General features: G+C 59.6%; 23 protein-coding genes, 2 tRNA genes, 1 other RNA gene and 1 pseudogene. 9 read left to right on the forward strand and 18 right to left on the reverse strand.

What is annotated here, in order from left to right; genetic code table 11:
* The first annotated feature begins 98 nt into the window (after positions 1–98).
* Together panB and HMPREF2787_RS07745 are read left to right on the forward strand one after the other, a co-directional pair.
* Entirely contained in the window at positions 99–908 is an 810-nt protein-coding gene (gene panB, locus HMPREF2787_RS07740; RefSeq protein ID WP_246824242.1) for a 3-methyl-2-oxobutanoate hydroxymethyltransferase, read from the forward strand.
* Positions 909–938: 30 nt separating this feature from the next.
* Positions 939–2,762: a CYTH and CHAD domain-containing protein gene (locus HMPREF2787_RS07745; protein WP_070858925.1), complete on the forward strand. Its 1,824-nt coding sequence runs from the start codon at positions 939–941 to the stop codon at positions 2,760–2,762.
* Between the two features lie 12 nt (positions 2,763–2,774).
* On the opposite strand, the gene HMPREF2787_RS07750 is transcribed toward HMPREF2787_RS07745, so the two are convergent.
* A complete protein-coding gene (locus HMPREF2787_RS07750) occupies positions 2,775–2,978 on the reverse strand; it encodes an SPOR domain-containing protein (protein ID WP_016423068.1) in 204 nt (67 codons plus the stop codon).
* A 263-nt stretch (positions 2,979–3,241) separates the two neighbouring features.
* On the opposite strand from HMPREF2787_RS07750, the gene HMPREF2787_RS07755 reads away from it, so the two are divergent.
* Positions 3,242–4,405, forward strand: a complete 1,164-nt coding sequence (locus HMPREF2787_RS07755; RefSeq protein WP_070858926.1) for a galactokinase family protein — start codon at positions 3,242–3,244, stop codon at positions 4,403–4,405.
* A gap of 11 nt (positions 4,406–4,416) precedes the next feature.
* Here the strand turns inward: HMPREF2787_RS07755 and rnpB are convergent.
* From rnpB to cobC, 5 genes and pseudogenes are all read right to left on the reverse strand, one after another.
* An RNA gene (gene rnpB, locus HMPREF2787_RS07760) (RNase P RNA component class A) lies at positions 4,417–4,881 on the reverse strand.
* A 59-nt stretch (positions 4,882–4,940) separates the two neighbouring features.
* Positions 4,941–5,606, reverse strand: a pseudogene (locus HMPREF2787_RS07765) (histidine phosphatase family protein); the annotation flags it as partial.
* Positions 5,607–5,630: 24 nt separating this feature from the next.
* Positions 5,631–6,374 (reverse strand): zinc ribbon domain-containing protein, encoded by a 744-nt coding sequence (locus HMPREF2787_RS07770; RefSeq protein WP_049189597.1) that lies wholly within the window; start codon positions 6,372–6,374, stop codon positions 5,631–5,633.
* Positions 6,375–6,379: 5 nt separating this feature from the next.
* Positions 6,380–7,567, reverse strand: a complete 1,188-nt coding sequence (locus tag HMPREF2787_RS07775) for a Nif3-like dinuclear metal center hexameric protein (protein WP_070858928.1) — start codon at positions 7,565–7,567, stop codon at positions 6,380–6,382.
* Between the two features lie 69 nt (positions 7,568–7,636).
* Positions 7,637–8,770 (reverse strand): aminotransferase class I/II-fold pyridoxal phosphate-dependent enzyme, encoded by a 1,134-nt coding sequence (cobC, locus tag HMPREF2787_RS07780; protein WP_049170167.1) that lies wholly within the window; start codon positions 8,768–8,770, stop codon positions 7,637–7,639.
* Positions 8,771–8,805: 35 nt separating this feature from the next.
* On the opposite strand from cobC, the gene HMPREF2787_RS07785 reads away from it, so the two are divergent.
* Both HMPREF2787_RS07785 and HMPREF2787_RS07790 read left to right on the forward strand, forming a co-directional pair.
* Entirely contained in the window at positions 8,806–9,486 is a 681-nt protein-coding gene (locus HMPREF2787_RS07785; protein WP_049170165.1) for an HAD hydrolase-like protein, read from the forward strand.
* Between the two features lie 68 nt (positions 9,487–9,554).
* Positions 9,555–10,058, forward strand: coding sequence for a low molecular weight protein-tyrosine-phosphatase (locus tag HMPREF2787_RS07790; protein ID WP_369707166.1), 504 nt, complete (start codon positions 9,555–9,557; stop codon positions 10,056–10,058).
* On the opposite strand, the gene HMPREF2787_RS07795 is transcribed toward HMPREF2787_RS07790, so the two are convergent.
* Complete coding sequence (locus tag HMPREF2787_RS07795; protein ID WP_042388795.1) at positions 10,055–10,636, reverse strand: GtrA family protein; 582 nt, start codon at positions 10,634–10,636, stop codon at positions 10,055–10,057. The two genes, HMPREF2787_RS07790 and HMPREF2787_RS07795, sit on opposite strands and share 4 nt — an antisense overlap.
* 136 nt (positions 10,637–10,772) lie before the next feature.
* Between HMPREF2787_RS07795 and HMPREF2787_RS07800 the strand changes: the two genes are divergently transcribed.
* Positions 10,773–11,759, forward strand: a complete 987-nt coding sequence (locus HMPREF2787_RS07800; protein WP_049170162.1) for an SURF1 family cytochrome oxidase biogenesis protein — start codon at positions 10,773–10,775, stop codon at positions 11,757–11,759.
* Here the strand turns inward: HMPREF2787_RS07800 and HMPREF2787_RS07805 are convergent.
* The 4 genes from HMPREF2787_RS07805 to HMPREF2787_RS07820 all read right to left on the reverse strand — a co-directional run bounded on the left by HMPREF2787_RS07805 (position 11,756) and on the right by HMPREF2787_RS07820 (position 14,064).
* On the reverse strand, positions 11,756–12,715 hold the full coding sequence (locus HMPREF2787_RS07805; RefSeq protein WP_246824243.1) for a cobalamin biosynthesis protein: 960 nt from the start codon (positions 12,713–12,715) through the stop codon (positions 11,756–11,758). The two genes, HMPREF2787_RS07800 and HMPREF2787_RS07805, sit on opposite strands and share 4 nt — an antisense overlap.
* A 1-nt stretch (position 12,716) precedes the next feature.
* Entirely contained in the window at positions 12,717–13,322 is a 606-nt protein-coding gene (locus tag HMPREF2787_RS07810) for a zinc metalloprotease (RefSeq protein WP_141698021.1), read from the reverse strand.
* A 72-nt stretch (positions 13,323–13,394) separates the two neighbouring features.
* Positions 13,395–13,466, reverse strand: a tRNA-Val gene (locus HMPREF2787_RS07815).
* Between the two features lie 187 nt (positions 13,467–13,653).
* Positions 13,654–14,064 (reverse strand): DUF3052 domain-containing protein, encoded by a 411-nt coding sequence (locus HMPREF2787_RS07820; RefSeq protein ID WP_005511050.1) that lies wholly within the window; start codon positions 14,062–14,064, stop codon positions 13,654–13,656.
* A 276-nt stretch (positions 14,065–14,340) separates the two neighbouring features.
* Between HMPREF2787_RS07820 and aceE the strand changes: the two genes are divergently transcribed.
* Positions 14,341–17,097: a pyruvate dehydrogenase (acetyl-transferring), homodimeric type gene (aceE, locus tag HMPREF2787_RS07825; RefSeq protein WP_070858930.1), complete on the forward strand. Its 2,757-nt coding sequence runs from the start codon at positions 14,341–14,343 to the stop codon at positions 17,095–17,097.
* A complete protein-coding gene (locus HMPREF2787_RS10895; RefSeq protein ID WP_083308422.1) occupies positions 17,097–17,462 on the forward strand; it encodes an acyl carrier protein in 366 nt (121 codons plus the stop codon). Before aceE ends, HMPREF2787_RS10895 begins: the two co-directional genes overlap by 1 nt.
* On the opposite strand, the gene HMPREF2787_RS07835 is transcribed toward HMPREF2787_RS10895, so the two are convergent.
* From HMPREF2787_RS07835 to HMPREF2787_RS07850, 4 genes are all read right to left on the reverse strand, one after another.
* Positions 17,438–18,061 carry a DUF3145 family protein gene (locus HMPREF2787_RS07835; RefSeq protein WP_070858931.1) on the reverse strand — a complete coding sequence of 208 codons (624 nt, stop codon included), beginning with the start codon at positions 18,059–18,061 and terminating at the stop codon, positions 17,438–17,440. The genes HMPREF2787_RS10895 and HMPREF2787_RS07835 overlap by 25 nt on opposite strands.
* A gap of 268 nt (positions 18,062–18,329) precedes the next feature.
* A complete protein-coding gene (locus HMPREF2787_RS07840; RefSeq protein ID WP_070858932.1) occupies positions 18,330–19,184 on the reverse strand; it encodes a serine hydrolase domain-containing protein in 855 nt (284 codons plus the stop codon).
* A 10-nt stretch (positions 19,185–19,194) separates the two neighbouring features.
* Entirely contained in the window at positions 19,195–20,559 is a 1,365-nt protein-coding gene (locus tag HMPREF2787_RS07845; protein ID WP_070858933.1) for a dicarboxylate/amino acid:cation symporter, read from the reverse strand.
* A gap of 317 nt (positions 20,560–20,876) precedes the next feature.
* A complete protein-coding gene (locus HMPREF2787_RS07850) occupies positions 20,877–22,520 on the reverse strand; it encodes a DHA2 family efflux MFS transporter permease subunit (protein WP_083326678.1) in 1,644 nt (547 codons plus the stop codon).
* Positions 22,521–22,777: 257 nt separating this feature from the next.
* On the opposite strand from HMPREF2787_RS07850, the gene HMPREF2787_RS07855 reads away from it, so the two are divergent.
* A tRNA-Ile gene (locus HMPREF2787_RS07855) sits at positions 22,778–22,851 on the forward strand.
* On the opposite strand, the gene HMPREF2787_RS11420 is transcribed toward HMPREF2787_RS07855, so the two are convergent.
* The 3 genes from HMPREF2787_RS11420 to HMPREF2787_RS07860 form a co-directional block, all read right to left on the reverse strand.
* Positions 22,811–23,743, reverse strand: a complete 933-nt coding sequence (locus HMPREF2787_RS11420; protein ID WP_371441146.1) for a tyrosine-type recombinase/integrase — start codon at positions 23,741–23,743, stop codon at positions 22,811–22,813. The genes HMPREF2787_RS07855 and HMPREF2787_RS11420 overlap by 41 nt on opposite strands.
* The gene (locus tag HMPREF2787_RS10905) at positions 23,743–23,919 is read right to left on the reverse strand and encodes a helix-turn-helix domain-containing protein (RefSeq protein WP_082149761.1); all 177 of its coding nucleotides are present in this window, start codon (positions 23,917–23,919) and stop codon (positions 23,743–23,745) included. Before HMPREF2787_RS10905 ends, HMPREF2787_RS11420 begins: the two co-directional genes overlap by 1 nt.
* Positions 23,920–24,128: 209 nt before the next feature.
* Positions 24,129–24,587, reverse strand: coding sequence for a hypothetical protein (locus HMPREF2787_RS07860; RefSeq protein WP_141763277.1), 459 nt, complete (start codon positions 24,585–24,587; stop codon positions 24,129–24,131).
* Positions 24,588–24,699 lie beyond the last annotated feature (112 nt).

A 24,699-nucleotide genomic window follows, 5' to 3' on the forward strand; every position in this document is an offset into this window, starting at 1 on the left:
TTTGACCATCCGGCGTGGCTAGCCAACTGCCGCACCCGTGCCATAACCGCTGCCCTCGTGGCCTCGAATTGCGGGTGACTATGGCATGCTCTATTGACATGAGCGGAAAAAAGATTCGTCTGAATAATCTGGCCGAATGGAAGGCTGAGTCTCGCCCCTGGGCAATGCTGACTTGCTACGACTACTCCACCGCGCGCGCTTTTTCCGCCGCCGGTGTCGAGCTACTGTTGGTCGGCGACTCTGCAGCAAACGTTGTCTACGGCTACGACACCACCACCGAGATCTCGCTGGAAGAAATGATCCCGCTTGCGCGCGGTGTCGTCCGGGGCGCTGGCAACGCACTTGTTGTTGCCGATCTACCCTTCGGCACTTACGAGGCCTCCGATGAGCAGGCCGTGCTGTCCGCCGCGAAGATGATGCGCGAAACCGGCGCACACATGATCAAGATTGAAGGTGGCGTGCGTATCGCTCCGCGCATCCGTGCGCTGGTCAACGCCGGCATTCCCGTCATGGCGCACATCGGTTTCACCCCGCAGTCCGTCAACGCGCTGTCCGGATTCAAGGTACAGGGGCGCGGTGCGGGGGCGGAACAGCTGCGTGCCGACGCCCATGCGGTAGCCGATGCTGGTGCCGCGGCCGTGGTCCTGGAGATGGTGCCTGCGGATCTGGCCACCGAGATTACCCGCGAGCTATCCATCCCGACCTGCGGCATTGGCGCTGGTAATCAGTGCGATGGCCAGGTTCTCGTCTGGCAGGATGCCTTTGCAGTTCCGGCCGATGGCCGCAGGCCGTCGTTTAGCTCGGTGTTCGAAGAGGTCGGTGAGATGCTGGCCAAGGGAGCGAAGCAGTATGTCGACCAGGTGCACTCCCGCGAGTTCCCTACTGAGGCGCAGAACTTCTCGGGTTAGCTCTTCGATTCAGGGGTAGAATTAGTGGTTATGGCATCTAAGTCTGGTTCTAAGTCCAAAACTCCAACTGCGGCGTTGGAGGTGGAATCTAAGTTCTCAGCTACCCCGGAAGTGGTAGCCCCATCGTTCGATTTCGTTCCACAGGTTGGCTCCACCACCACTGAGGTGCGAAATCTCTCCGCGATTTACCTGGACACGGCGGACCTGCGTCTGACCCGGTCCAAGCACACTCTGCGTCGCCGCACGGGCGGCCCCGATGAGGGTTGGCATCTGAAGGCGCCGGGTACCGGCGGTCGCCTCGAATATGGCGTTGGCCTGGAAGAGGGCTCTGTTAACGGTGAAGGCCGCGATGCTGACTACATCGTGCCTACCGAGTTGCTTGCCCCCGTGCGCGCAATTGTGCGCAATCACCCGCTGCAACCAATCGCGCAGGTAGACAATGAGCGCCACGTCACCACGGTGTTTGCCCTCGATGGCACACCCATGGCGGAGTTTGCGGATGATCACGTCACGGCGACTTCCTTCCTCGACGGCGGCGAAACCACTACCTGGCGTGAGTGGGAGATTGAGCTTCTCGGGGATTGGGCAAATCACCCGGACGGTAAGGCCGTAATGGCAGCGATGTCCAAGGTCGCTGAGGTGGCTGGCGCCGTGCCGTCGGAAAGCCCTTCGAAGTTGGCGACGGCGTTGGGTGACTCCATCGACTCCGCTCCCCTGCCGCCGGTTCCAGCGAAGCTACCGAAGGGCACTCCGGGGCGCACTGTGGTCGATGCGCTGGCCGCTAACGTGGCCAAGATGGTCGAGTACGACCCGAAGGTACGCCGCGATGAGTTTGACTCGGTGCATCAGATGCGCGTCGCCACTCGTGAGCTACGCAGTCACATGCAGACCTTCCACGGCATTGTTGTGGGCGATAAGGTCGCTGAGCTGGAGAGCAACCTCAAGCAGCTGGCGGGTGTTCTCGGCGTGGCTCGTGACGCTGAGGTCGTCGCTATGCGCTGGGAGGAGTTGCTGGCCAATCGCGAAAGCGCCGCTTTGGGCGAGGAGCTGCGTGCGAATCTCGTCGAAGATGTCCAGAAGGACTACGACCGCGCTCATCAGCGCGTCATTTTCGCACTTAATTCAAGCGAGTACCTGCAACTTCTCGACGATCTCGATGAGTTCCTCGCCAATCCGCCAATTGCCGCAAATGCGGACGAGGCCGAGGCTGGGGAAAAGAAGTCTAAGAAGAAGGATGATTCGCTTGTCGACGGCGCGGAGAACGCAGCCGCAGAGGATTCTTCGGCAGCCGACTCCGAGGTCGCGGCTGAAGCTGATACTGCAGCCGCCGATGCAGCAGCTTCCACGACCTCGGACAAGACCGAGCCGGAGAAGGTAGAGGCACCGAAGGAACTCGACACCACTGCGGTGCTGCTCGATCACCTGCGCAGCGCGTTTTCGAAGTTCCGTCGTCGCCACAACCTGGTACTCGATGGCCGCGAGGATGCTGACCTGCCAGAGGCAGATTTGGACGAGCGTTACCACGATGTCCGCAAGGCTGCGAAGAAGCTCCGCTACAGCGCGGAAGCTGCTCAGAACGCGGACCTGCCGACCGAGAAGCTCTACGCTGCCTGCAAGAACCTGCAGTCGGTTCTCGGTGACTTCCAGGACACCTGTACTGCGCGTGACTTCGTACTGGCTCGCGCTAAGCGTGCCTCCCGTGCGGGCAGGGACACCTTCGGCTACGGCGTGCTTTACCAGATGGAGTACTACGACGGCCTGAAGGCCCTGACTGAGTACGACGATGCCGTGGCAAAGGTTTTCAAGGCCTTCCGCAAGATGGAAAAGAAGATTAAGAAGGGCAAGAAGGCCTAAAGGCGTAGAGCCTTATTTTTCAGCTACTCCCCAGTCGTCATCTTCTTCATCCCAGTCGTCGGCCGCCTTGTTGCGCTCGGCGACTTTTTCCATGGCAGCGCGGGCTTCCTCTTCGGAATCGTAGGGGCCCATTCGGTCGTCCCAACCGGTTTTCTTCCCCTGAAACACCGTGCCCGTCGACGGCTGGTAGTACCACTTACTGCTGTTGTCGCTCACGATTTTTCTCCTCTTCCACATCGAGAACTTGTCGAGTTATCAAGCGGTTCTGCCACCGCCAACTCCACACATAAGCAAACTTGCAGAGAGGCAACCATTTGCCTGCCATGTGCGCTGCGGCGACATAAAATCCCAGTATATAGGTTTGTCACTGTCCCCCGACCCGGGTATTATCGACGGAATTGTTCACCTTAGAACACAAGCGTTGAACGCGAACACTGCACACCAGCACTATGAGTCCGATCTCTGGAGAGGTTTCACCCATGCCCGCCGCACCCGCTGTCGTAAACGACGTCTTCGATGCCGTCGGTTCTAATGCTTCAGTTGCATACGCCCCGGGTTCCATCAACCTGTTGGGTGAGGACTGCGCGTCCTCCGGCGGCATGCTCCTAGCCACCGCCATTCCGGCCTATGCTGCGGTCGGCATCGAGGAAATTGACGAGCAGCAGCTCATTGTCGTGTACAAGCGCGAAACTACCAAGATGGATTTCCCGGATAGCGTCCCCGCCGCTTTTTCTCAGGTGCCGACCGCTGTCGCGGCTGCCATCGTCGCATTGCAGCACTCGCTGCATCTCGTTCCGCGCAACAGCAACGGCCTGAAGGTCACCATTGCCTCCACTATCGCGCCAGGTCGCGGTTTTGGAGAAATTCCGGCAATTCAGTGTGCCCTCGCACTGGCTCTCAATGCGCGTTTTGGCGACCGCGATGATGTGCCCACCCGCACGCGTATTGCCACCGCTCTCCACGAGACCATGGTGCAGATTAAGGGACAGTCGTGGCCGCTGTACCCCTACACCACGGCACTGCGCAGCCGCCCGGACAGCCTGCTATGCATCAACCACTCCGATGAGGCAGTCACGCAGACGGCGTTCCCGCAGTCGTTGGCGCTGACTGTCGCTTACTCCCCCGATGTCACCGGCGGTTCGCCCGACGAGGAGCGCTACGAGTTCTTCCAGCAGGCCTGCGCCGCTTTTGGCGTGCCGACTCTCGCTAGCCTCCCCGACTCACAGGAGCGGGTCGCGGACTGGGTGCGTGCTCGTCACGAGGTGCATCCGGACGACGAAGACATCCCCACCATTGGCCGTGCCATTCAGTGGCTTGACGAAGCCGACGCATCCTCCGACCGTGCCCGCGCAGTAATCGGCCACATCCGTCACAGCGATATTCAAGCAGCCATCGCAGGGGTTTCGCGCGATGTCAGTGAGCGTGGCTCCGCGCCGTCGGCAAGCTCTGTACTGGGGCAGATTGCCGAGCTGACCGACACCATCGACTGCGAGAAGATTGCCCGTTGTGCGCCATGCCCGGGTGCGTCGCTGGTGATGTGGTCCCACGTCGACGACGCCGATCGGATTGCCTCCGCGCTTAACGACGGCGGTTCCGAGACCATCCGCGTGGAGAACACTGCGGCCGGCGCGGTGGTCGAGTAATAAAGCTTGTGTGAACGAGTCGGCCTATGAGCCGGATTCTGTCCCTCGGCGCTCCTTTCGGAAAGCGCCGGGTGGCGATCATCCATCTCGGTCTGCCATTGCTGACAGCCTGAAGCAGCACACCCGCGAGTATCGGACGGGCAGCCCTCAAACACTCGCGCACGCGCACGACGAAGCATGCGCGATTTTGCCTTGCTCCTGGTGGGGTTTACCTAGCCGGTGCAATCACTTGCCCCGCTGGTGCGCTCTTACCGCACCTTTTCACCCTCACCGGATCTCCACAGCTTTACGTCAAAGACATCGGCTGTGCGCCCGGCGGTCTATTTTCTGTGGCACTATTCCCGCAGGTCACCCTGGGTTGCTGTTAGCAACCACCATGCCCAGTGGAGTCCGGACTTTCCTCGACAGCGGCCTGGACGCACTCTGTAAAAGAGGCGTCCGGTTCCGTTAACTGCCGCGATCACCCGGCCGGCTCGCTCGAATGGTTAGTGTACCCGCCACAACCGCAATTCAAATAACCCGCCGTGCTCGGCTGCTAACCACGCAGGTAGCTGGTGTCGTTAATCAGCCGCACTGATGTCGGCCCATCTGCGTAGAACTCCGCGATGGAGAGGCTGGCCAGGTCCAAGTGCAGGCGAGTGAAGATTTCAAAGCCGCAGCCGAGCCCCTGGCGCAGCAGCGACTTGATTGGCGTGACATGGCTGACTACCAGCACATCCGAGGCACCGAATTGTTGAGCGATGCGCTCACGCGCGGCGCTCACTCGGCTATCGACCGTGCGGAAATCCTCCCCCTCCGGTGGCGCCACGGCCGGATCCGCAAGCCAGGAACTGTGCAGCTCAGGGGTGGCGTTGTGAGCCTCGGAGAAAGTCATGCCCTCCCACTGCCCAAAGTCGGTCTCGCGCAGATCCTCTTCAACGTGGATGTCCAGCCCGAGCGCTTTGGCTGCCGCCTCTGCGGTCTGCTGTGCACGACGCTGTGGAGAGGCCACAATCGCCGAGAAACTCATGTTGCCGCTATCGACCAGCGCCGCCAGGTGACGTGCTGCCACTTCCGCTTGCTGTCTGCCCACCTCTGTCAGGTCGGGGTTCGAACGGCTTCCCGAGTACTCCCGGCGAATCGACATTGGCGACTGCCCATGGCGCAGCAGCACCAACCGCGTGGGGTCGGTAGTCGCCCCCGTCCAGCCCGGCGCGCTATCGCGCTTGTCTGCAGCCTGGCTCATCTACTTGCCCTTCACCGCTCCCAGCGTTTCCGCACGCACAATCATCGCACCGCATTCAGGACAAAACGTCACTTCTTCCGGCGCGAGCGTGGTGAATTCATGCACGGTTCCGACATCGAGCTCCATGAAGCAGGAACCGCAGGTGCGTCCGTTCAGGCGTGCAACGGGGATCCCATTAGCAAGCGCTAGACGACGGTAAAGCTTGGCTGCCGAACCATCAATAAGCTTGTCAGCCTCCTCGATTCGGGTCTCAGCGATGGAAATGCGCGCAATGAGGTCAACCTCGGCGTCGTTAAGCCTTTGCTTGGCAGCGACGATGTCATCGTGCGCCTCGTCGGCGTCGTATTCGTGCTCAGCGTCGACCTGATAGGCCTCCTGCATGCGCTCATACTGCTGGAGTTCCTGTTCAGCGCGTTCGCGGCGCCGCTTGGTGGAGCGCAGGTCGTGCTCGAGGTCACGGCGCGTGGATGCGTCTTCTGCGGCACCGAGCGACAGACGATCAGCCTTTTCGCGAGCCTTCAGCTTGTTGATGTCCGATTCCAGCTTGGCAATATCGCGGCCGATATCGGAGGCGCTGAGCTTGGAGCGCGCTGCCTCACTGGCCTGACGGCTGTGCTTTTTGCGCAGCTCCTGCAACTCGGCACGCTCGGGCAGAACGTTCTGGCGGGCGGTGAGCCCATCCAACAGAGTTTGGTTTTCCGCCTTTTCCAACATCGCAACTTGGATTTGTGGACTAAGCCTCATGGTCTTCACTTCCTTGCCTGTGTCGACGATTCTGCCACTGTCCAGGGATCGGTGCGCACCTCAAGGACCTCGGTCGCGACCCCGAGCCTCTCGGCCAGCATGTCTGCGGCCTGGTAGCACCAGGGGAACTCGCTGGCCCAGTGAGCCGTGTCCACCACGCAGAAGTCCGCGGTCCGCAGTGTCTCATCGACAGGATGATGCCGCAGGTCAGAGGTAACGAACGCATCGACGCCCATCTTTGCCACAGTGTCCAGGAAAGAGTCACCTGAACCAGATGCGACGGCAACCGTGCGAATCATCCGCTCCGGATCGCCTGCGCCACGCACGCCCCATGCCGTTGCAGGCAGGCGCTCAGCCACACGGGCGACGAAGTCTTTAAATGGCATCGGCGTATCCAGCGTGCCCACTCGCCCAATGCCCACAGCCTGCTGCGGATCCAAGCCGGTAGCCTGATTGTCCACGATATCGAAGGCCGGCTCCTCATACGGATGCGCTGCAACGAGAGCCTTGACAATCGCCGCGCGCACGGACCGTGGCGCGACCATCTCCAGGCGTACTTCCTCGACATACTCAATCTGCCCCTCGGCACCGATGAAGGGATTCGCCCCGCTCAGCGGGCGGAACTGGCCGCGGCCGTTAATGCGAAACGCACAGCTGTCGTAGTCGCCGATAGTGCCCGCGCCCGCCTCAAACATGGCTTGCGCGACCTTATCGACGTGATCTGCCGGAACCTTCACTGTCCAGGTATCCAAGCCGGGAGCCGGCTGCGGAGCTAGCGGCGCACCCGGTTCAACTCCGAGCACCGTGGCCAACTGGTCGTTGACACCCGGTCGGGCGCTGTCAGCGTTGGTGTGCGCTGCAAAAAGAGCTACACCTGCCCGAATCAGCTTATGAATAATCCGACCCTTCGGTGTATCCGCCGCCACGGAATTCACACCACGCAGAAGCAGCGGATGGTGCACAACGAGCATCTGAGCACCGGAGGCAATCGCGCGATCTGCAACCTCGTCAGTGCAGTCCAGCGCCAACGCGATGCGACGCACCTCATCCTGCGGGTCACCGCAGATCAGGCCAACTTTATCCCAGTTCTCCGCCAGTGCCGGCGGGTAGGCCGCGTCCATCGCCGCACGCACGTCGGCAACGGTCACCACTGCGTTATTGCCCTCGGCACGGGTCTGCGCAGAGTCCGTCATACATCCATCCCTTCAACATGCATTTCTCTCCAGCTTCTCTTCCAGCGTAGTGAACTCTGCCCCGACCCATCAGTTCTGCGACAGCAAATCCGCTACTTCCGCAATGAGCCGCCGCACACTGGTCTCGTCTCGCACAGCCAGCCGCCACCACGAACCGTCCAAACCGGCGAAGGTGTCGCAACGCCGCACGGCTACTCCGCGCGCAGCGAGCCGCTGTCTCAGGCGCTCGTGCTTGACGACGTCAACCTCCGCAGCGTCCGGACCATCATGCGTGCTCAGGGCAACCCCCGGGCGCGCCAGCACAAAGGGAGCCTTGGAATCCAACACCTGCCAGCCGGCGGCTACTAACAGCTGTGTCATAGCCTCGCGCTGCTGACCAATCTCAGCGCGGATTTGTGGCAACAGCTCTGCCTCGCGACACGCGATTGCCGCCATAGCGGTAAGTTGCAGCGTGCCCAGTGGCCAGTGCGGACGCAGTCGCCCCAACTTCGCCAGGAGCTCAGGGGTTCCCAGTGCGTAACCACAGCGCAGGCCTGCGATTGCCCAGGTCTTAGTCATGCTGCGGAAAACGATGACATTATCGGGGATACTGTTCGCTTCCCCCGGCCTGCAATCAGCTAGTGAGCACCGCCGAATAATCTCACCATCGGCGACGTCCATAAATGCCTCATCCACGACCAAGATCCCACAACGGCTGGCGAGCCCCCGCAGGTCATCCGCTGAATGAGCAACACCGGTGGGGTTAGTCGGATTGCCGATGATGACCATCCGACCGTCAAGCTGCTGGGAATGCGGGGAGGAGGCGTTCTCGTGGACGTCGGCAAGCGTAGGCGTGAGCGTGTACGGCGACGGTAGTACCAGCGAATCCACCCCGACTCCCGCGGCGCGGAACGCGGCTTCAGGTTCGGTGAACTGCGGCTGGACGATGGTGGCGGGCAAGCCCAGGTGCGGCAAGAGCGAAAAGCCCTCGGCGACGCCGTGGAGAAGCAGTACCTCGTCGGCGCTGCGATTGTGGTTGGTGGCAATGGCAGCGCGGACGTCGGCATCGAGCTGCGCAGACGGATACGCGGCAAGTTCTCCGAGGGACGTGGCCAGCGAGTCCTGCAGCCACTGCGGTGTGGTGCCGTGAACATTGACGGCAAAGTCCAGGTCAGCGCCATGGGCGGCCTGATCGCCGTGATAGCGCAGCGGGTCGTCTAACATGCCATCCAGCCTAATGACCTTTTAGGATGAACAATATGTCCACTGGCCATCGCCCCACTGTCCTTATTGATGTCGACGGCACCATCGCCGATTCTCTCCCCGCAATCGCACATGGGTTCCGCCTTGCATTGAAGGCAATTGACCACCCACTTCCGCCCGAGAGCTTTATCAACACGATCCCCGGCCCGCCAATGGTGGAGACACTCGCATCCCTCGGACTTTCCGACGAACAAGTCGACCGAGCCTTCGCTGTGTACATGGAGCATCAACACGCCGGTGCTTGGCAGCGTGCCGAGATGTTCCCCGGCTGGCCGGAGCTCCTGCGCGATTGGCGGGCAGCTGGTGTCCAACTAGCCACTGCGACGTCCAAGGGCGACTACTTCGCCCGCAAGACCCTGGACAATTTCGGGCTTCTCGACGCCTTTGACTTCATCGGCGCCGCCAGCGACGACGGCTCACGACAGACTAAGACTGAGGTCATTGAGTACACGCTCAAGGAGTTGGGCATTGAAACCGATGAAGCAGTGCGTCCGCACGGTTCGGTCGTAATGGTTGGCGATCGCATCCATGATTTTGAGGGCGCCGCACAGTTCGGCATCCCCGCCATCGCTGTTAAATGGGGCTACGGCTCGGAATCTGAGTGGGCATCGGCAGCGGCGGTGGCGTCCTCGCCTGAGGACCTGAATCGTGTTGTGCGGGAAATGTTGTATCTTTAAGACTCGTCAACGATTAGTGACAATCCTATTTTTATTTTCCGAGAAGTTTGGTTTTGCCTATTATGCTTATGAACTCGTCGCATCGTACTGAGTCCGTGTACGTCGTGTTTGTCTGCTCCGGAAATATCTGCCGCTCCCCCATGGCTGAAATCATCGTCCGTGACGCGGTTGAAGCCAATGCGCTTGCCGACGATGTCCTGCTCGCCTCCTGCGGAATCGGCGGCTGGCATGTCGGCGAACCCGCCGACGAGCGAGCGCAAGCCGAGCTGGAAAATGCTGGCTACGATCCGAACCACACCGCGGCACAGCTGGGCGATGAGCACATGGATGCAACGCTTTTCATCGCCATGGATGAATCGCACATCAATGGTCTACTCCACGCTGGCGTGCCAAAAGAGAAGATTCGCCTGATGCGTTCCTTCGACCCGGCATCCCCGAAGGGGGCCGTCGTGGCCGATCCTTACTACGGAGGTCCGGAGGGATTCGTCCGCACTCGAAACGAAATTGAGGCCGCGACGCCGGGAATCATCGCATGGTTGCGTGAGACTCTGGCGCTGGCCTCTGAGCGCTAAGGTTTCAAAACAACCTTTTCTTTTGTTTTGCTGGCATTGCCCCGGTTTCGAAACGCCCAAATCTTATTCAAGATGAAGTTAGCGGGCGTGCCCAAAATAACGCCGATAAGGTTTGCCCAGTAGAGGCGGTTTCTAAAGCCGGTGGAGTCGTCGAAAATATCCACCGGCAGTGCCAGCGGCGAGGTGGGGTTAGTCAGCAGCGTGATGACAACCAGGTTCACAATCAGCGCTGAGATACCTGCAAATAAAAACGGGAAGAACTGCCTAAACCAGTTCGGGCGATTGTCAGTTCGGAAGGTCCAGGACCGGTTGAGCTGGAAGTTCCAGATGTTAGCCACGACAAACGCCAGAGTTGCATAGACGTGGGAGTAACGGATATTCCACCGCGTTCCGAACAGGTTCATAAACACGTCATGCTCATTGGTGCCCAGACTGAGGCCCAACTTGCGGGCAATAATCACGACAATCAGGTTGACAACCACACCTGTGCCGCCGACCAGACCGAACTTGATGAACTGGCGCGAGACTGTGCTGAAGCGGCGTGAAGGCGAAGATTTCGCTGTTTGCGTGCCCACCACGACACCTCTCTTTCCATCTATCCCCGGGTAGATTCCCCGTCAAATACGCTCAAACAACTTTACCCGAAGTTCACTCAATCTCCGCACCGCCAACCACCAGCCGCTCTAGTGCCATCCACACCACCGGGTAAGCTCAATGAATGTGTTTAAGAATGTGCGCCAGTTTCTGACCCCTGGATGGGTTCTCACTGCCATTGTCGCCATTGCGTTTTCCTATCTCGCATTTACTGTTCTGGCTCCGTGGCAGTTGGGTAAGAACACCGCGACGCAGCATCGCAATCAGCAGCTTGAGCACTCATTCGAGCTCGACCCCGTAGATGTCAATGAGCTAATGCCCAAGGGCAAAGGATTCGTCGAGGGCAACGAATGGCGTCGCGTTACCGCCACCGGGTCCTTCCTGCCGGATACACGCGTGCTATTGCGTAACCGTCCGGTCAATGGAGCCCCCGCCGTCCAGGTACTCGATGTCTTCGTCGCTAACAATGGCGAAAACTACCTGGTCAACCGCGGCTTTGTACGCCCGACAGACTCCAGCACCCCCAATGTTGAGCCAGCCCCGAAGGGCACCTTGACTATCTCGGCCTTTACCCGCCGAAACGAGATTCCCGCCGAGACCGCCCCAATCCCCGGCACCCCGCCGCAGGTCTACGGAATCAACACCAAGGAAGTGTCCGAGCTAGTCGACACCGAACTCAACCCCGATTGGCTTCAGCTCTCGGACAAATCCGATGCCGTCATCGAGGCCATTCCACTGCCCACTCTGGAGTCCGGCCCCTACCTCTCCTACGGCATTCAGTGGATCTTCTTCGGCGCTCTCGTACCGCTGGCCGTCGTCTGGTTCATTCGTGCTGAAATCGTCGAGCGCAGACGAGACCGCGCGGAGCAAGAGGAGATGGCTAAGAACCTCCGCGATGCCGAAGCCGCGGAACCAGTAGATGACGCTGATGACTCTGAGGACGCAACACCCGAATCGGACGATGCCACCACTCCCACTCCTCCGCAGGCTAAGTCCGAAGAGGATCGCGCCGCCGAGCTGCACCGCCAGCGCATGGCGCAACGCTACGGCAACACTGGCCACCGCGCCGCAGGTTACCGCGACAACCGATACGACGAACGCTTCTAGCTCGCAGCTCGCGCCTTCGCGTGCCGGACGCATCCGGCCACAACCACAGCTCCCGCACAGCTGAGCGCAACAATATTTTGCACTCGCTTGCTCAGCTCAGCCGCACGCCGAACATCTGCCACCGCAGGTCTCCGACCACTGCCCAGCACTGGGCGCATCTCCACACCGCTGGGATACACCGTCTTACCACCCAGCTGCAGCCCCAGCGCGCCTGCAGCGCTCGCCTCCACGACGCCTGCGTTCGGGCTTGGGTGGTTGCCGGCGTCTCGTCGCCACGCTGCCAATGCTTGACGACGATCCGGACCTGCAACCACAGTTGCGACAGCTGTAAGTCTCGCGGGGAGGAACCCGGCGACGTCGTCAAGCCGTGCACTAGCCCACCCGAACTGGCGATAGCGAGCGTTGCGGTACCCCACCATCGCGTCGAGGGTATTGGCCGCTCGATGAGCGACCACACCAGGAGCTCCTGCAATGGCACCCCACATGAGAGTGCCGGTGACGGCGTCGGAGGTGTTTTCGGCGAGCGATTCAACGGTGGCTCGGGCGATGCCATCAGCGTCGAGGGATTCCGGATCACGCGAGCACAGCCACGGCACTAGCGCACGAGCGGCATTGATGTCGCCGGAGGTGAGTCGGTCGGCCATGCGTTCACCAGTGCGGCGAAGAGTGGTGCCACCAAGCGACGCCCACGTGACAGCAGCCAGCGTGAGGCTCGGAGCAACTGTGCTGGCCGCAGCGGTTAGCGCTACCGGTGTGGCCACGGCGATGGTGGTGAAAGCTACACCGCACCCTTTGGAGTCGGCGTAGATTCGGCGCTCAAGCTTGCTGACAGCCTGCCCGTAGAGGGCCACCGGATGGTGATTGGTGGGATCTGCGAAAATGCGGTCAAGCGCATATCCTGCAGCGATGACTGCACCGCGTCGCCAGAGGCGTCGACTTCTGGCTTTTATACGCAATTTAATCGAACTGTCCCTGCAGAACGGCTACGACATCGAGCGGAGTGACATGTGCTGCCGGATGACGGTGCGAAGATGCAGCCATCAAGGTGTAATCACAGGTGTGCCGGATACCGAGTAGGTGCCCAAACTCGTGTGCAAGCGTGCTGCGAATTGCATCAGGATAGAGTGTGGAAGTAACGAAAACCGTCATTTCTTTACTAATTTCCGATGCAGAAGCCAAAACGTGCGAGTTCGGCTTAGGCACGTAGCGAACGCTCACGGTATCCGAATCAGCTTTGTCTTTGGTCACTTCCCGGAGCACGACCTTGCCACCGAGCTTTTCATTCCACTCTTGGGCAGCAGCGTCCAGCTGCGCGCGGTACGGAAAGTCTGGAGCAACAACGTAGTCCAGGGTGCCGTCGGCAAGGTAGGAAGGCATCTTGTCGGAGAGATGGAGAATCGATGGATCCTCCACCGGCTCGCCTGCATTTGCGGCTTTGACCATTGCCTTACAGGTGGCAGCGTCGATTACTGGTTTACCGTCTCCTCCAATTGCGTAGGCCTGTGGGCCCGCAAGTAGAGATCCGGCAACAATGATGGTTACTAGCGATTTGGTAAAACGCACAGACCGGGAGTTTAGCACAAACAAAAATCCGCCCGGTTTCTCCATTACGAGAATCCGGACGGATTATGACTGTGCGGCGAGAGGGTTTCGAACCCCCGACCGCTGGTGTGTAAAACCAGAGCTCTACCGCTGAGCTATCGCCGCGCTGCTGCGAAACTTTAACACACGGCAAACATAGATTGCCAATTTCGCACTACACACAGCGTTTATCCAGTTTATTTAAGCAGACTTTCTCAACGACGACAGCCCGCCTCACGGCAGCCCTACCCAGCAACAGCTCAGCTAGTGGCCAAATTTAGCTGATTAGCTAAAGCCAATCAGCTAGAACCGGCTAGCTAGAGCGCTGCACCAGGCAATTGCCCTGCCAATCCCCCAGACGAAGCGCCGAGGTATTGGAGAAACCAGCAAGCTGTGCGGACTCATCAATCACGCCAGGATCAATGGCGCCCGGCTGACCAGCGCCTGGCGTGAGCAGCCAAACGCGGCCTTCATCCTCCAAAGGGCGGGAAGCATCCACAAGACCATCGACCAAGTCGCCGTCTTCTTCACGCCACCACAGCAATACGACGTCGACAACCTCATCCGTGTCTTCGTCGAGCAGGTCTGCATCCAGGAAATTCTCGACCGACTCACTGATTGCTGAGTCACAGTCTGTATCCCAGCCAACCTCCTGGACTAGCTGACCTTCCTTGATGCCGAGCCTGCTCGCATATTCATGAGCAGCGCCTGTGGCGTTGACCACTTCCCTTTTCCTCCTCTAGAAAAAATATTCAGCTCGATTTTTCGAGCTATGTGGGGAAATTTTACCGCTCAAATACATTTTTCACAGCTGCAAAATAAGAATTTCCCCAAAAAGGTGCAGTTTTCGCAGTGTTCTTCGCAATGTTCGTCGTAAAGCCGACCGGATTGTTCGGTGAAAGCGTGTGCAAGAAACGGCTAGGGGCACAACAAACGATTCAGACGTAGAGTGGAGAAAAATAACCTTTGCCTTTCCTTCAGGGACTGAAAGGAGCTCACAATGTCCGATATCTCGTCGGGTACGCCACAAGCCCACTCTGATGAGTCAAACTTTGCCCTTATCCGTGATGGGGTCGCCTCCTATCTCACGGATGCAGATCCTGAAGAGACCAAGGAGTGGCTTGAGTCTCTCGACGGCCTGTTAGAAGAGGCAGGCCCGGAGCGCGCACGCTTCCTCATGCTGCGGCTGCTGGAACGTGCCACGGCAAAGCGCGTAGCTCTACCGCCACTGACTTCGACAGACCTCGTCAACACCATCCCGACTGAGATGGAGCCGGAATTCCCTGGCGATGAGGACATTGAGCGCCGCTACCGCAAGTGGATCCGCTGGAATGCGGCAATTATGGTCCATCGCGCACAGCGTCCGGGTATCGGCGTGGGCGGACATATCTCCACCTATGCGGGCGCCGCACCGCTTTACGAGGTCGGCTTTAACCACTTCTTCCGCGGCAAAGACCACCCAGGCGGCGGTGACCACGTCTTCTTCCAGGGCCACGCTTCGCCGGGTATGTACGCCCGCGCATTCCTAGAGGGGCGTCTGACCGAAGAGGACCTCGACGGTTTCCGTCAGGAAGTCTCCCTCGGCGAGGGCAATGGCCTTCCCTCCTACCCGCACCCGCATGGCATGCCGGAGTTCTGGGAGTTCCCGACGGTGTCCATGGGCCTTGGTCCGCTCAACGCCATCTACCAGGCACGCTTCAACCGCTACCTGCATGACCGCGGCATCAAGGACACCTCCCAGCAGCACGTTTGGGCCTTCCTCGGTGACGGCGAAATGGACGAGCCGGAATCTCGTGGCGCCATTCAGCATGCGGCGTTGAACAACCTGGATAACCTGACATTCGTCATTAACTGTAACCTGCAACGCCTCGACGGTCCGGTGCGCGGCAACACCAGCATCATCCAGGAGCTGGAGTCGTTCTTCCGCGGCGCTGGTTGGAATGTCATCAAGGTCGTTTGGGGCCGCGAGTGGGACGAGCTCTTCGCTAAGGACAAGGACGGCGCACTAGTCGACCTGATGAATAAGTTCTGCGATGGCGATTACCAGACGCTGAAGGCTAACAACGGCGCTTGGGTGCGCGAGCACTTCTTCGGCCGTGACCCGCGCACTGCCAAGCTGGTCGAGGACATGACCGACGAGGAGATTTGGAACCTCCGTCGCGGTGGCCACGACTACCGCAAGATTTACGCTGCCTACAAGAAGGCCTTGGAGACCAAGGACCAGCCGACCGTCATTCTGGCGCACACGGTTAAGGGCTATGGCCTCGGCCATAACTTCGAGGGCCGCAACGCGACCCACCAGATGAAGAAGCTGACGCTCGATGATCTGAAGCTTTTCCGCGATAACCAGCGCATTCCGATCTCCGACGAGGAGCTGGAGAAGGATCCTTACCTGCCGCCGTACTACAACCCGGGCCCGGAGTCCGAGGAAGTGCAGTACATGCTGGAGCGCCGCAAGGAACTCGGCGGTTTCGTGCCGGAGCGTCGCACTAGCTACGAACCACTGACAACGCCAAAGCCGGAAACCCTGAAAAACCTCCTCAAGGGATCAGGTAAGCAAAAGGTTGCCACCACTATGGCGACGGTGCGTGTTTTCAGGGACCTGATGCGCGATAAGGATCTCAAGGACCGCTTCGTGCCTATCATCCCTGATGAGGCCCGCACTTTCGGCATGGACTCCTGGTTCCCGACGCTGAAGATCTACAACCCGCACGGCCAGAACTACACCCCGGTCGACCATGAACTGATGCTGTCCTACAAGGAAGCGAAGGACGGCCAGATTCTGCACGAGGGCATTTCTGAGGCGGGCTCTGTGGGGTCGTTTACCGCTGTCGGCTCGGCGTACGCCACCCATGGCGTGGCCATGATTCCGCTCTACATCTTCTACTCGATGTTCGGTTTCCAGCGCACGGCTGACTCCATCTGGGCTGCCGGTGACCAAATGTCCCGCGGCTTCCTACTCGGCGCTACCGCCGGTCGCACGACGCTGACAGGTGAAGGCCTGCAGCACATGGACGGTCACTCCCAGCTGCTGGCAGCTACGAACCCGTCCGTGGTCTCCTACGACCCAGCATTCGGCTACGAGATTGCTTACATCGTCTGCGACGGTATCGACCGCATGTATGGTCCGGAGCGCGGCGAAGATGTCATTTACTACCTCACTATCTACAATGAGCCGACTTCGCAGCCGGCTGTCCCGGAAGACCTCGATGTCGAAGGGCTGCTTGGCGGTATCTACCGCTTCCGCAAGGCTGAGGGCGACAAGCATGTCAACCTGCTGGCTTCCGGCATTGGCATGCAGGAGGCGCTGCGCGCCGCGGACATCCTGGAAGACTACGGTGTGGCTTCCTCGATTTACTCGGTGACCTCGTGGAATGAGCTGGCTCGCGATGGACACGAGCGTGACACTGAGCGTCTGCACAACCCGGCTGAAGAGGTCGAGGACGCCTTCGTTACCCGCCAGCTGTCCGACACCGATGGGCCGTTCATCGCGGTGACTGATTTCCAGCGTGCGGTCCCGGAGCAGATTCGCAAGTGGGTTCCGGGTGACTACACCGTCCTCGGCACCGACGGCTACGGCTTCTCGGATACCCGTCCGGCCGCTCGCCGCTACTTCAACTCCGACGGCGAGTCAGTCGCTGTTGCGGCCCTGGCCGCACTGGCACGCGCTGGCAAGCTCGACAAGAGTGTCGCCCAGGAAGCAGCCGAAGAGCTGCAGATTACCGATCCAACCGCAACCACTCAGGACGCTGAATAATGACCTCTAGCCTTGGAGATCAGCTCAGCGCCCTATTGGGCACACAGGTCACCGGAGCCGGTGACGCTGACGATGCCTCTCTCAATGCAGCGAACGCGGGCTCGAAGAAGGGTTCCGCCGACGCTGACCTGCCCGCAGGTCTTCACGGCGAGGTCGCGGCAATCGTCAAAAAGATGGCTAACGACGAGGTGGAGTCCTTAGAGCTCCCCACTCCGCTGACCGACTACGGCTTTGACCGCTTGAGCGTCGTAGAGTTGGCCGTCCGCTGTGAGGAAGGGCTGGGAGTCCGCATTGAGGACGAGGACATTCCCTCGTTTAAGACCCTTGGCGATGTAGTTGACTACATCGCCGCCCGGCGCGGGTAGAGCTGCAGCACGTTAGCTGCCTCTACCCCACCGAGGTCTGCGTTGCCAGCGGCCGAGTTGCCGCTGGCACTGTCGGGTCCGGCAGGGGTGGACGTCGTAAAGCACTCTTCGGGGGCGTAGCCTGCCGTCATCATGCGCATCGGCTCTAACACGCGATCCCACGGCCCGCCGATGGCCGCGTCGAGGGCGCCTGCGATGTCGCCGCCGCGTGCCATGATGGAACGCAGCGCATCCTCGTTGACCACGATGTTTCCGGCGGCATCGGTCTGTCCGGCGAAAGTCCCCAGCTGCGGGGTATGACAGTAGCGCATGCCATCGATGGCGGAGCCGTCATCATCCACGGCTGGGTCTTGCGCCAGCTCGAAATAGAGGCGGGGCCACCTAGCCAGGTTGTCCACCAGTGTGGCGATGGTGTCAGCACTTGCAGTGAAAGGCACCTCGGCGCACAAAGTGGCATCCTGGTCGGTCGCACGCCAAATATCCCGGCGTGGCTTCGTGCCATCGGGCATGCTGAGTCGGGCCAGCGCCCACGTGATGTGTGGTTGCAGCGGCCCTGGCATGCTGTGAATCCACAGAACGCCTGAAAGTTGGGTGCGCATAGACGAAGGTCCTCGGAAAAGTTGCGGTCAATTGGTGTAAGACGAGATTCGTCTTCCCCTACGAACTCATCCAACGACACTTGCCACACTGCAGAAAAAAGCACTGCGGTAAAACAACACTTCTGAGGTTTGCGTTGCACGTGTTTATGATTGTTATTTCCGAGACGGCTGCTGGCAACCCTCAAGTTGTCCTTAATCCCCCAGATGTGATTTATCGCTGAGACGAAAAATCGGCGCCGCAAGCGACGCCGACTTAGCTCATATCCCCTTAATCTTCAGCGTGTTCTTCCAGCTCACGCCAGAGTTCATCATTGAAATCCGTCCACAGCGGCTTAGCCCACTCGCCGAAATCTCGGTCGGTCAGCGCGATCGCCGCCCGTCCGGTTGGACGATGCAGCCACAGGAACGTGCCCGCCTGCCCGAAGTGGCCTGCGACATCCTTGGGCATCGAAGCACCAAACCACAGCCCCTGCTTGGAATCGGGGTGTCCGAAAATCTCAAAACCCAGGCCCCAATCGGCCGGACGTTGCATACCATAGCCCGGCACGACACCATTCAGGCCCGGGAACTGCACGGTCAACGCTTCGGTCACGGTATCGGGATGCAGCAGAGTCGGGGTGAAGATCTCATCGACGAAGGCCATGAGATTAGCGACGCTGCTACGCGCGCCATGCCCTGCCGAGCCATCCAGTACGGAATCCGCCATCCCCAGCGGCTCAAACACGGCCTGGCGCAGGTATTCACTAAACGGCATCTCTGCCTCCGCAGCGATGGCATCGGCGATGATGTCAAAGCCCGCGGAGGAGTAAATGCGCCGCTCCCCTGGTTCTTTTTCCAGCTCGCGGCTGGCAAACCCCACCCCGCCGGCGTGCGCCAGAAGGTGACGCACAGTCGCGCCGTGACCGGGTGGCGTGAGCTCTTGGTCGAGCTCCAATGCACCCTCTTCGACGGCCACAAGCATTCCCACGGCGGCTAGCAACTTGGTCACGCTGGCGAGCTCAAACACGCGACCGCTATCACCGTGGGTGTGCCAACTGCCATCGTCGGCACGCACGGCAGCCGCGACCATGTCAACTGGCCACTGATCAACTTGCGCAAGAACAGAGGGCTTCCAAGAAGTCATGTTCTCAAGACTACGCAAGCGTGGCGGACTCGGACTTCTCAGCAGGCGCGTCTGCAGACTCGTCGTCCGACTCGTCGGCTGGCGACAGGTCGGCGTTGGCGCTGGCGTCCCACTCGTCCTTGTCCCAGATTCCCGCACGCTTTGCGACGACCAACGGGACCACAGCCTGACCGGTGACGTTCACCGCAGTGCGGCCCATATCCACGATCGGCTCGACAGCCAGCAGGAGACCGACGCCGGCGAGTGGCAGGCCAAGGGTCGACAGAGTCAGGGTCAGCATGACAGTAGCGCCGGTGGTGCCAGCAGTTGCTGCCGAACCGATGACGGAGACGAAGATGATGAGCAGGTAGTCCGTGAAGTCCAACGGCACACCGTAGAACTGCGAGACGAAGATAGCCGCGATAGCCGGGTAAATGGCGGCGCAACCATCCATCTTCGTGGTGGCGCCCAGCGGCACGGCGAAGGAGGCGTACTCATCCGGTACTGCCAAACGACGGGAAACAACGCGCTCAGTGACCGGCATGACGCCCATAGACGAACGGGTGAAGAAGCCGAGCGAGGTCACTGGCCAGACGCGACGGAAGAAGTCGATTGGGCTAATGCCATGAATCTTCAGCACAACTGGGTACACAACTGCGATGACCAGGAACAGACCAATGTAGATGGCAATGGCGAACTTGCCCAGGCTGCCGAGTGCTTCCCAACCGTACTCAGCGACAGCGTGGCCGATCAGAGCCGCGGTACCAATTGGTGCCAGGCGGATGACCCACCACAGCACCTTCTGCACGATGGTCAAAAGAGAGCCGGAAAACTCGATGAATGGCTCAGCCTTCGGGCCAACCTTCACTGCGGCGACACCGAAGACAATCGCGATGACCAGCAGCTGCAGGACGTTGAAGTTCAGCGATCCGGATACAGCACCGTCAGATTCGCTGATCTTCACGCCAAGGCCGAGAAAGTTCTGCGGGACAATGCTCTGCAGGAATCCCCACCAGGAGCCCACGGAACTCGGCTCTTGCGCCGCCGAGGCATCCACACCAGAGTTAACGCCCGGTTTGATGACCAAGCCCAGCACGATGGCGATGACCACCGATACAAAGGACGTAATGGCAAACCAAATCAGTGTCGAAACAGCCAGCTTGGCTGCGCCTGCGACCTGGCGCAGGTTGGCAATCGACACCACGACCGCGGTGACCACCAGCGGCGGGATGAGCAGCTTCAACAGCGTGACGTAGGTACTGCCGACCTCGTCGAGCGCTGTGCGCAGCGAGGAGTCATCGCCAGTACTGCGGGCCATGAAGCCCAAAATGAGACCAATAATCAGGCCATAGACAACTTGGGCACCGAAGCCGGTCGCCCATTTAAATTTATTCACTTTTCCTCCTGGAGTTTTATTTCTCTGAAAACACTTGTGCCGCGCCTTATGCCGTCTGACAAATGCGCGCGACGGGGTCCGGGGCCGCTGAGCTCAGCCTCGAAGAGACAGGCGCAGCGAGGCGGAAGCCCCGAAGTGTTTAGCGACAGGAGGAAGTGGAGATTCGGCCGTAATCGAGCCAACGCCGCTTTGTGAGCATTTTCATGTTGGTCATTTCTATCTAGCAAGTCCGGTTAAGAGACAAACGATAAGACTGCCACGATTGATGTTGTGACACCAATTTCCAACACGGCCCCTCACCCGAATATTCCACATCGCTAATTCGATTTCTCAGCCTGCCTGCGCAACTGCAGTACCTTCAGCGAGCAGAGGAAGCCAATAGTCAACGCGCCGACAGCGGAATACAGCGCAAACTGCGTGGCATGTGCAAACGCATTTGTCAGCGGCACCAACACACCGTCGGGAGCACCCTGCGCACGCAGACCAATCAGCATCGAGCCAGCGGAATCCTTCAGCCCCTGCCCCATCTGCTCCAGGCCCGGCGACAGCTTCGCAATCTCACGATCCAACCCAATCGTCAGCGCCATGCCACCGAGTGCTGCACCGAGTGCCGAACCAATCTGCCGAATTGTCGACTGCGTTGCCGATGCCTGCCCCGACAGCCGCACCGGAATATCGCCAAGCACCAGCGAGGTCAACTGTGCCGATGCCAGGCCAAGACCCAGACCGTAGACAATCAATGCAAACACAACCAGCCACAGCGGCAGGTCAACGCGCTCTTCGGCCGCCAACTGCAGCGAACCAAAGACCTCGAGACCAAGGCCCACAATCACCACACCGGCCGGGGTAATCCGAGCTGCCAGATGACGCGCCATGGCACCTGCGAAGAACGCACCGAGAGCCATTGCTGCCAGGACCAGGCCGGTTGCGATCGTCGATAAGCCAATCGCCGACACCAGGTAGAGCGGCAGCACGAAGACCAGCGCGAACTCACCCACCGCGACAAGCATCGCCGTGGTATTCCCCCAGCTGAACGTGGCGTAGGAGAACATCGACACGTCCAACAGCGCAGGATCCGCGTTCTTCCGACGACTGTTTTCCCACAGCACGAAAGCGACAAGCACCACCGCACCAACCAAGAGCGTGACGACGGGTGCGGAGGGAAAAGCAAACCCTATCTTGGCGCCTTGAATGATGCCGAAGACCACGGCACCAAAGCCAATTCCAGACAACACCAGGCCAAGGACATCGAAGCCACCCGCGCCATTGGTATCGCCTGCGGTGTTCGGCACCCAACGCAGCGCAAGGACGAAAAGCACGACGGCGATGGGCACGTTGACCCAGAAGATAGCTTCCCAACCAGCAAACTGCGTAAGCACGCCACCCAGGAGTGGGCCGACTGCTGCAGCACCAGACATGACCGCACCCCAGATGCCGAATGCGGTGGCACGATCTTTATCACGGAATAGTGCATTCACACTGGACAATGTCGACGGCAGAATGCACGCACCACCAATGCCTTGGATGACGCGGGCAATGACCAGTGGCGCCAAGGCTGTGGAAAGTGCGGCCACGACGGAGCCGACCGTGAAGATGACCAGACCGACGAGAAAAAGCGTTCGACGGCCGAAGCGGTCGCCAGCGCGGCCAGAGGTCAGGAGTAGTGCGGCGAAAACGACGGAGTAGATTGTGGTGATCCACTGCGCGCCCACGATGTCGAGACTCAGCTCCGAAATGATGGTCGGCAATGAAACACCGACGATGGTGCCGTCCAGGACGATCATGCCGAGGCCAACCGCGAGCACGAGCAAACCCCACCAGCGCTGTGGTGAGGCCGCGAACTCAGCGATCTGATCCTCGTTGGCGATTGCCATGACGGTGGTGCCCTTCGCTTTCGCTGTGGCACCGGGTTGTGCGTCGGCTGAGACGTCGGCGCTGCTCAAGGAAGGTTTTGTACTCATAGGACTAATGCTAGAAGTGTCCAAGCACTGATTCATCAACCGAAAGTCGTAACTTTGCGGAAAGATCAGCTTCGTTGAGAACGGGGATTACCTTCGTCGACACGGAAACACTTAGCTTCATTGAACCCACGCAATGGCAGCCGAACCCGCTGGGTATAGGGCTTTTATCACCGCACGGTGGCAGATTGCTATGATGCTATGAGGTTTTGGACACTGGTTCATAGTGCTTAATTGTCACTTCACAATGCCCAATCCTTGCCCCTATAGCTCAGTCGGTTAGAGCAGAGGACTCATAATCCTTTTGTCCCAGGTTCGAGCCCTGGTGGGGGCACTACCGCACCTACCGCATCCTGAAGCGACACAGACAAATGTTCGAGGTCACCCGCCACTACCCCCGCATAATGCCGAAGCGTCGTGGTCGCATCAGCGTGACCAAGGTGGGCAGCAACGACCTGCGGAGCAACACCCGACCGCAGCGCGAGGGTCGCGCAAGTATCACGGAGCGCATGAGGTGTGATTTTCCTCACACCCGCACGGGCACACGCAGGCTGCAATGCCCTCGCCGTCCAGTTCGTCCTGTGCACCGGCGTACCAACAGCCGAAATAAACAACAGCTCAGTCTGACACTGGGCTGCATACCCCTTCAGTCGCTCCATGACAAAACCGGGAAGATACACCCGCCGCCGCTGATGGGTTTTGCCGTCAGACCGTAGCCAGCCACCGCCGCGAGCGGGGATAAGACCGCCCGACACCAGCACGTAATCATCATGCACTGATGACGGCTTTAGCGCTGTGACCTCGGAAAATCGCAAGCCCCCGTAGACCAGCACCTCGAAAATCAGTAGGTCACGACCCGACAACTGCTGGGCTACACGCTGAATTTCATCAGGACTCAAAGGATCTGGGAGCGCACGGGTAGCTGGTGGCATTTTGACCAACTTCGCCGGCGATGAAGAAACGTACCCCTCGATTTCCGCGAGCCGGTAGACCTGACGCACAATGCTCAACGCCTGCCGTACCTGATGGTAGGCGTGCGGAGCGGTCTCCATAACCCAACCCTGCACATCACGGTAAGTAATTTGATCAAGACGCAAATTTCCAAACGCAGGCTGTAGATACTGCGCAAGCAGCCAGCGATAATCCTCCGCAGTTTTTTCCGCCACAGGATGCATCGACAGCCACTCGCCAGCATAATCACCGAAATACGGCACCTGACCAGTCATTACTGCTCACGCACCCTACCAGCAGCGTAATCATCCACACTCTCAGGGACGTAGCGCACCAACTCGCCAACCTGCATAAAATCCGGACCAACTCCACGAGCACGCCACCGCATCAGCGTCTGACGAGACACACCCAAACGGCGAGCCACCTCACCGGGAGTAAGCAACGAAGCCATTTTTCTAAAACCAACTTTCAAAAAAGAAACGAAATCAGAACTAAAACAAGGTAAAGGTGCGCCCGCCGTCGCGGGCGCGGTCAAAGAAGAAGACACAAGAGAGGCGCGGGGTCACCACACCTAGACGACGGAGAACAAAGCCAGGAGGTCACCCGCCCTATCGGGGCAGGGACAAAGGGGCTGTCGCCCCTCTGTACTCCCCACCGGGGCTAGGTAGGCACCACACGCACAACGCACCTACCAGGAACCGTTTCACCAGTAACCCGATTCACGTCCTCATAGGTCAGGCAGATACGCTCTGTGGGGGCAGCATAGGGAGCCGTGACCGGCGAAATCTGCAGGTCAGACGGGTTTTCTGACATGCTATACAGACGCTCTACCTCTACCGCGCGGGACTGGGCGCTTTCACACTGACGTGCCCGAACCTCCGCAAAAAATTCGTCGGTCGGGTCAAAGGAACACGCCTCTTCCGCCGCCTCGCGAGCTTTCGCGATTTGGCACGCGCCATGATCTACAAACCACCCCTCACAGACCTCCGCCACGCTATCCGCAGGGGTAGATGACGGAGCCGACGAACCACCACCAGACAGAGCACCAGTGAGCACCAGGGCACCGACACCTACAACCGCAGTCGCAGCAACAGCAACAGTCATCGCGTTTTTACTCATGATTCTCCTCCATTAAAGGCATGTGACCTGTATAAATGCGCTCCTCTACGGTGCGCACATAGTCCGAATAAGTAGGATTAGGGGTTTGGAACCAACACAATGATTGACCGTT

This window comes from Corynebacterium sp. HMSC061H03 (assembly GCF_001838215.1).
Classification (GTDB): domain Bacteria; phylum Actinomycetota; class Actinomycetes; order Mycobacteriales; family Mycobacteriaceae; genus Corynebacterium; species Corynebacterium jeikeium_D.

Excerpts from the sequence above, each read along its gene's own strand:
- HMPREF2787_RS07775 (WP_070858928.1), bottom strand. The coding sequence starts at position 7,567 with ATGACGGACTCTGCGCAGACCCGTGCCGAGGGCAATAACGCAGTGGTG.
- HMPREF2787_RS07835 (WP_070858931.1), bottom strand. The coding sequence starts at position 18,061 with ATGCGCACCCAACTTTCAGGCGTTCTGTGGATTCACAGCATGCCAGGG.
- HMPREF2787_RS07755 (WP_070858926.1), top strand. The coding sequence starts at position 3,242 with ATGCCCGCCGCACCCGCTGTCGTAAACGACGTCTTCGATGCCGTCGGT.
- cobC (WP_049170167.1), bottom strand. The coding sequence starts at position 8,770 with ATGTTAGACGACCCGCTGCGCTATCACGGCGATCAGGCCGCCCATGGC.
- HMPREF2787_RS07860 (WP_141763277.1), bottom strand. The coding sequence starts at position 24,587 with ATGAGTAAAAACGCGATGACTGTTGCTGTTGCTGCGACTGCGGTTGTA.
- HMPREF2787_RS07840 (WP_070858932.1), bottom strand. The coding sequence starts at position 19,184 with ATGACTTCTTGGAAGCCCTCTGTTCTTGCGCAAGTTGATCAGTGGCCA.
- panB (WP_246824242.1), top strand. The coding sequence starts at position 99 with ATGAGCGGAAAAAAGATTCGTCTGAATAATCTGGCCGAATGGAAGGCT.
- HMPREF2787_RS10905 (WP_082149761.1), bottom strand. The coding sequence starts at position 23,919 with ATGGCTTCGTTGCTTACTCCCGGTGAGGTGGCTCGCCGTTTGGGTGTG.
- HMPREF2787_RS07785 (WP_049170165.1), top strand. The coding sequence starts at position 8,806 with ATGTCCACTGGCCATCGCCCCACTGTCCTTATTGATGTCGACGGCACC.
- HMPREF2787_RS07790 (WP_369707166.1), top strand. The coding sequence starts at position 9,555 with ATGAACTCGTCGCATCGTACTGAGTCCGTGTACGTCGTGTTTGTCTGC.
- HMPREF2787_RS07745 (WP_070858925.1), top strand. The coding sequence starts at position 939 with ATGGCATCTAAGTCTGGTTCTAAGTCCAAAACTCCAACTGCGGCGTTG.
- HMPREF2787_RS07850 (WP_083326678.1), bottom strand. The coding sequence starts at position 22,520 with ATGAGTACAAAACCTTCCTTGAGCAGCGCCGACGTCTCAGCCGACGCA.
- HMPREF2787_RS07770 (WP_049189597.1), bottom strand. The coding sequence starts at position 6,374 with ATGAGGCTTAGTCCACAAATCCAAGTTGCGATGTTGGAAAAGGCGGAA.
- HMPREF2787_RS10895 (WP_083308422.1), top strand. The coding sequence starts at position 17,097 with ATGACCTCTAGCCTTGGAGATCAGCTCAGCGCCCTATTGGGCACACAG.
- HMPREF2787_RS11420 (WP_371441146.1), bottom strand. The coding sequence starts at position 23,743 with ATGACTGGTCAGGTGCCGTATTTCGGTGATTATGCTGGCGAGTGGCTG.
- aceE (WP_070858930.1), top strand. The coding sequence starts at position 14,341 with ATGTCCGATATCTCGTCGGGTACGCCACAAGCCCACTCTGATGAGTCA.
- HMPREF2787_RS07800 (WP_049170162.1), top strand. The coding sequence starts at position 10,773 with ATGAATGTGTTTAAGAATGTGCGCCAGTTTCTGACCCCTGGATGGGTT.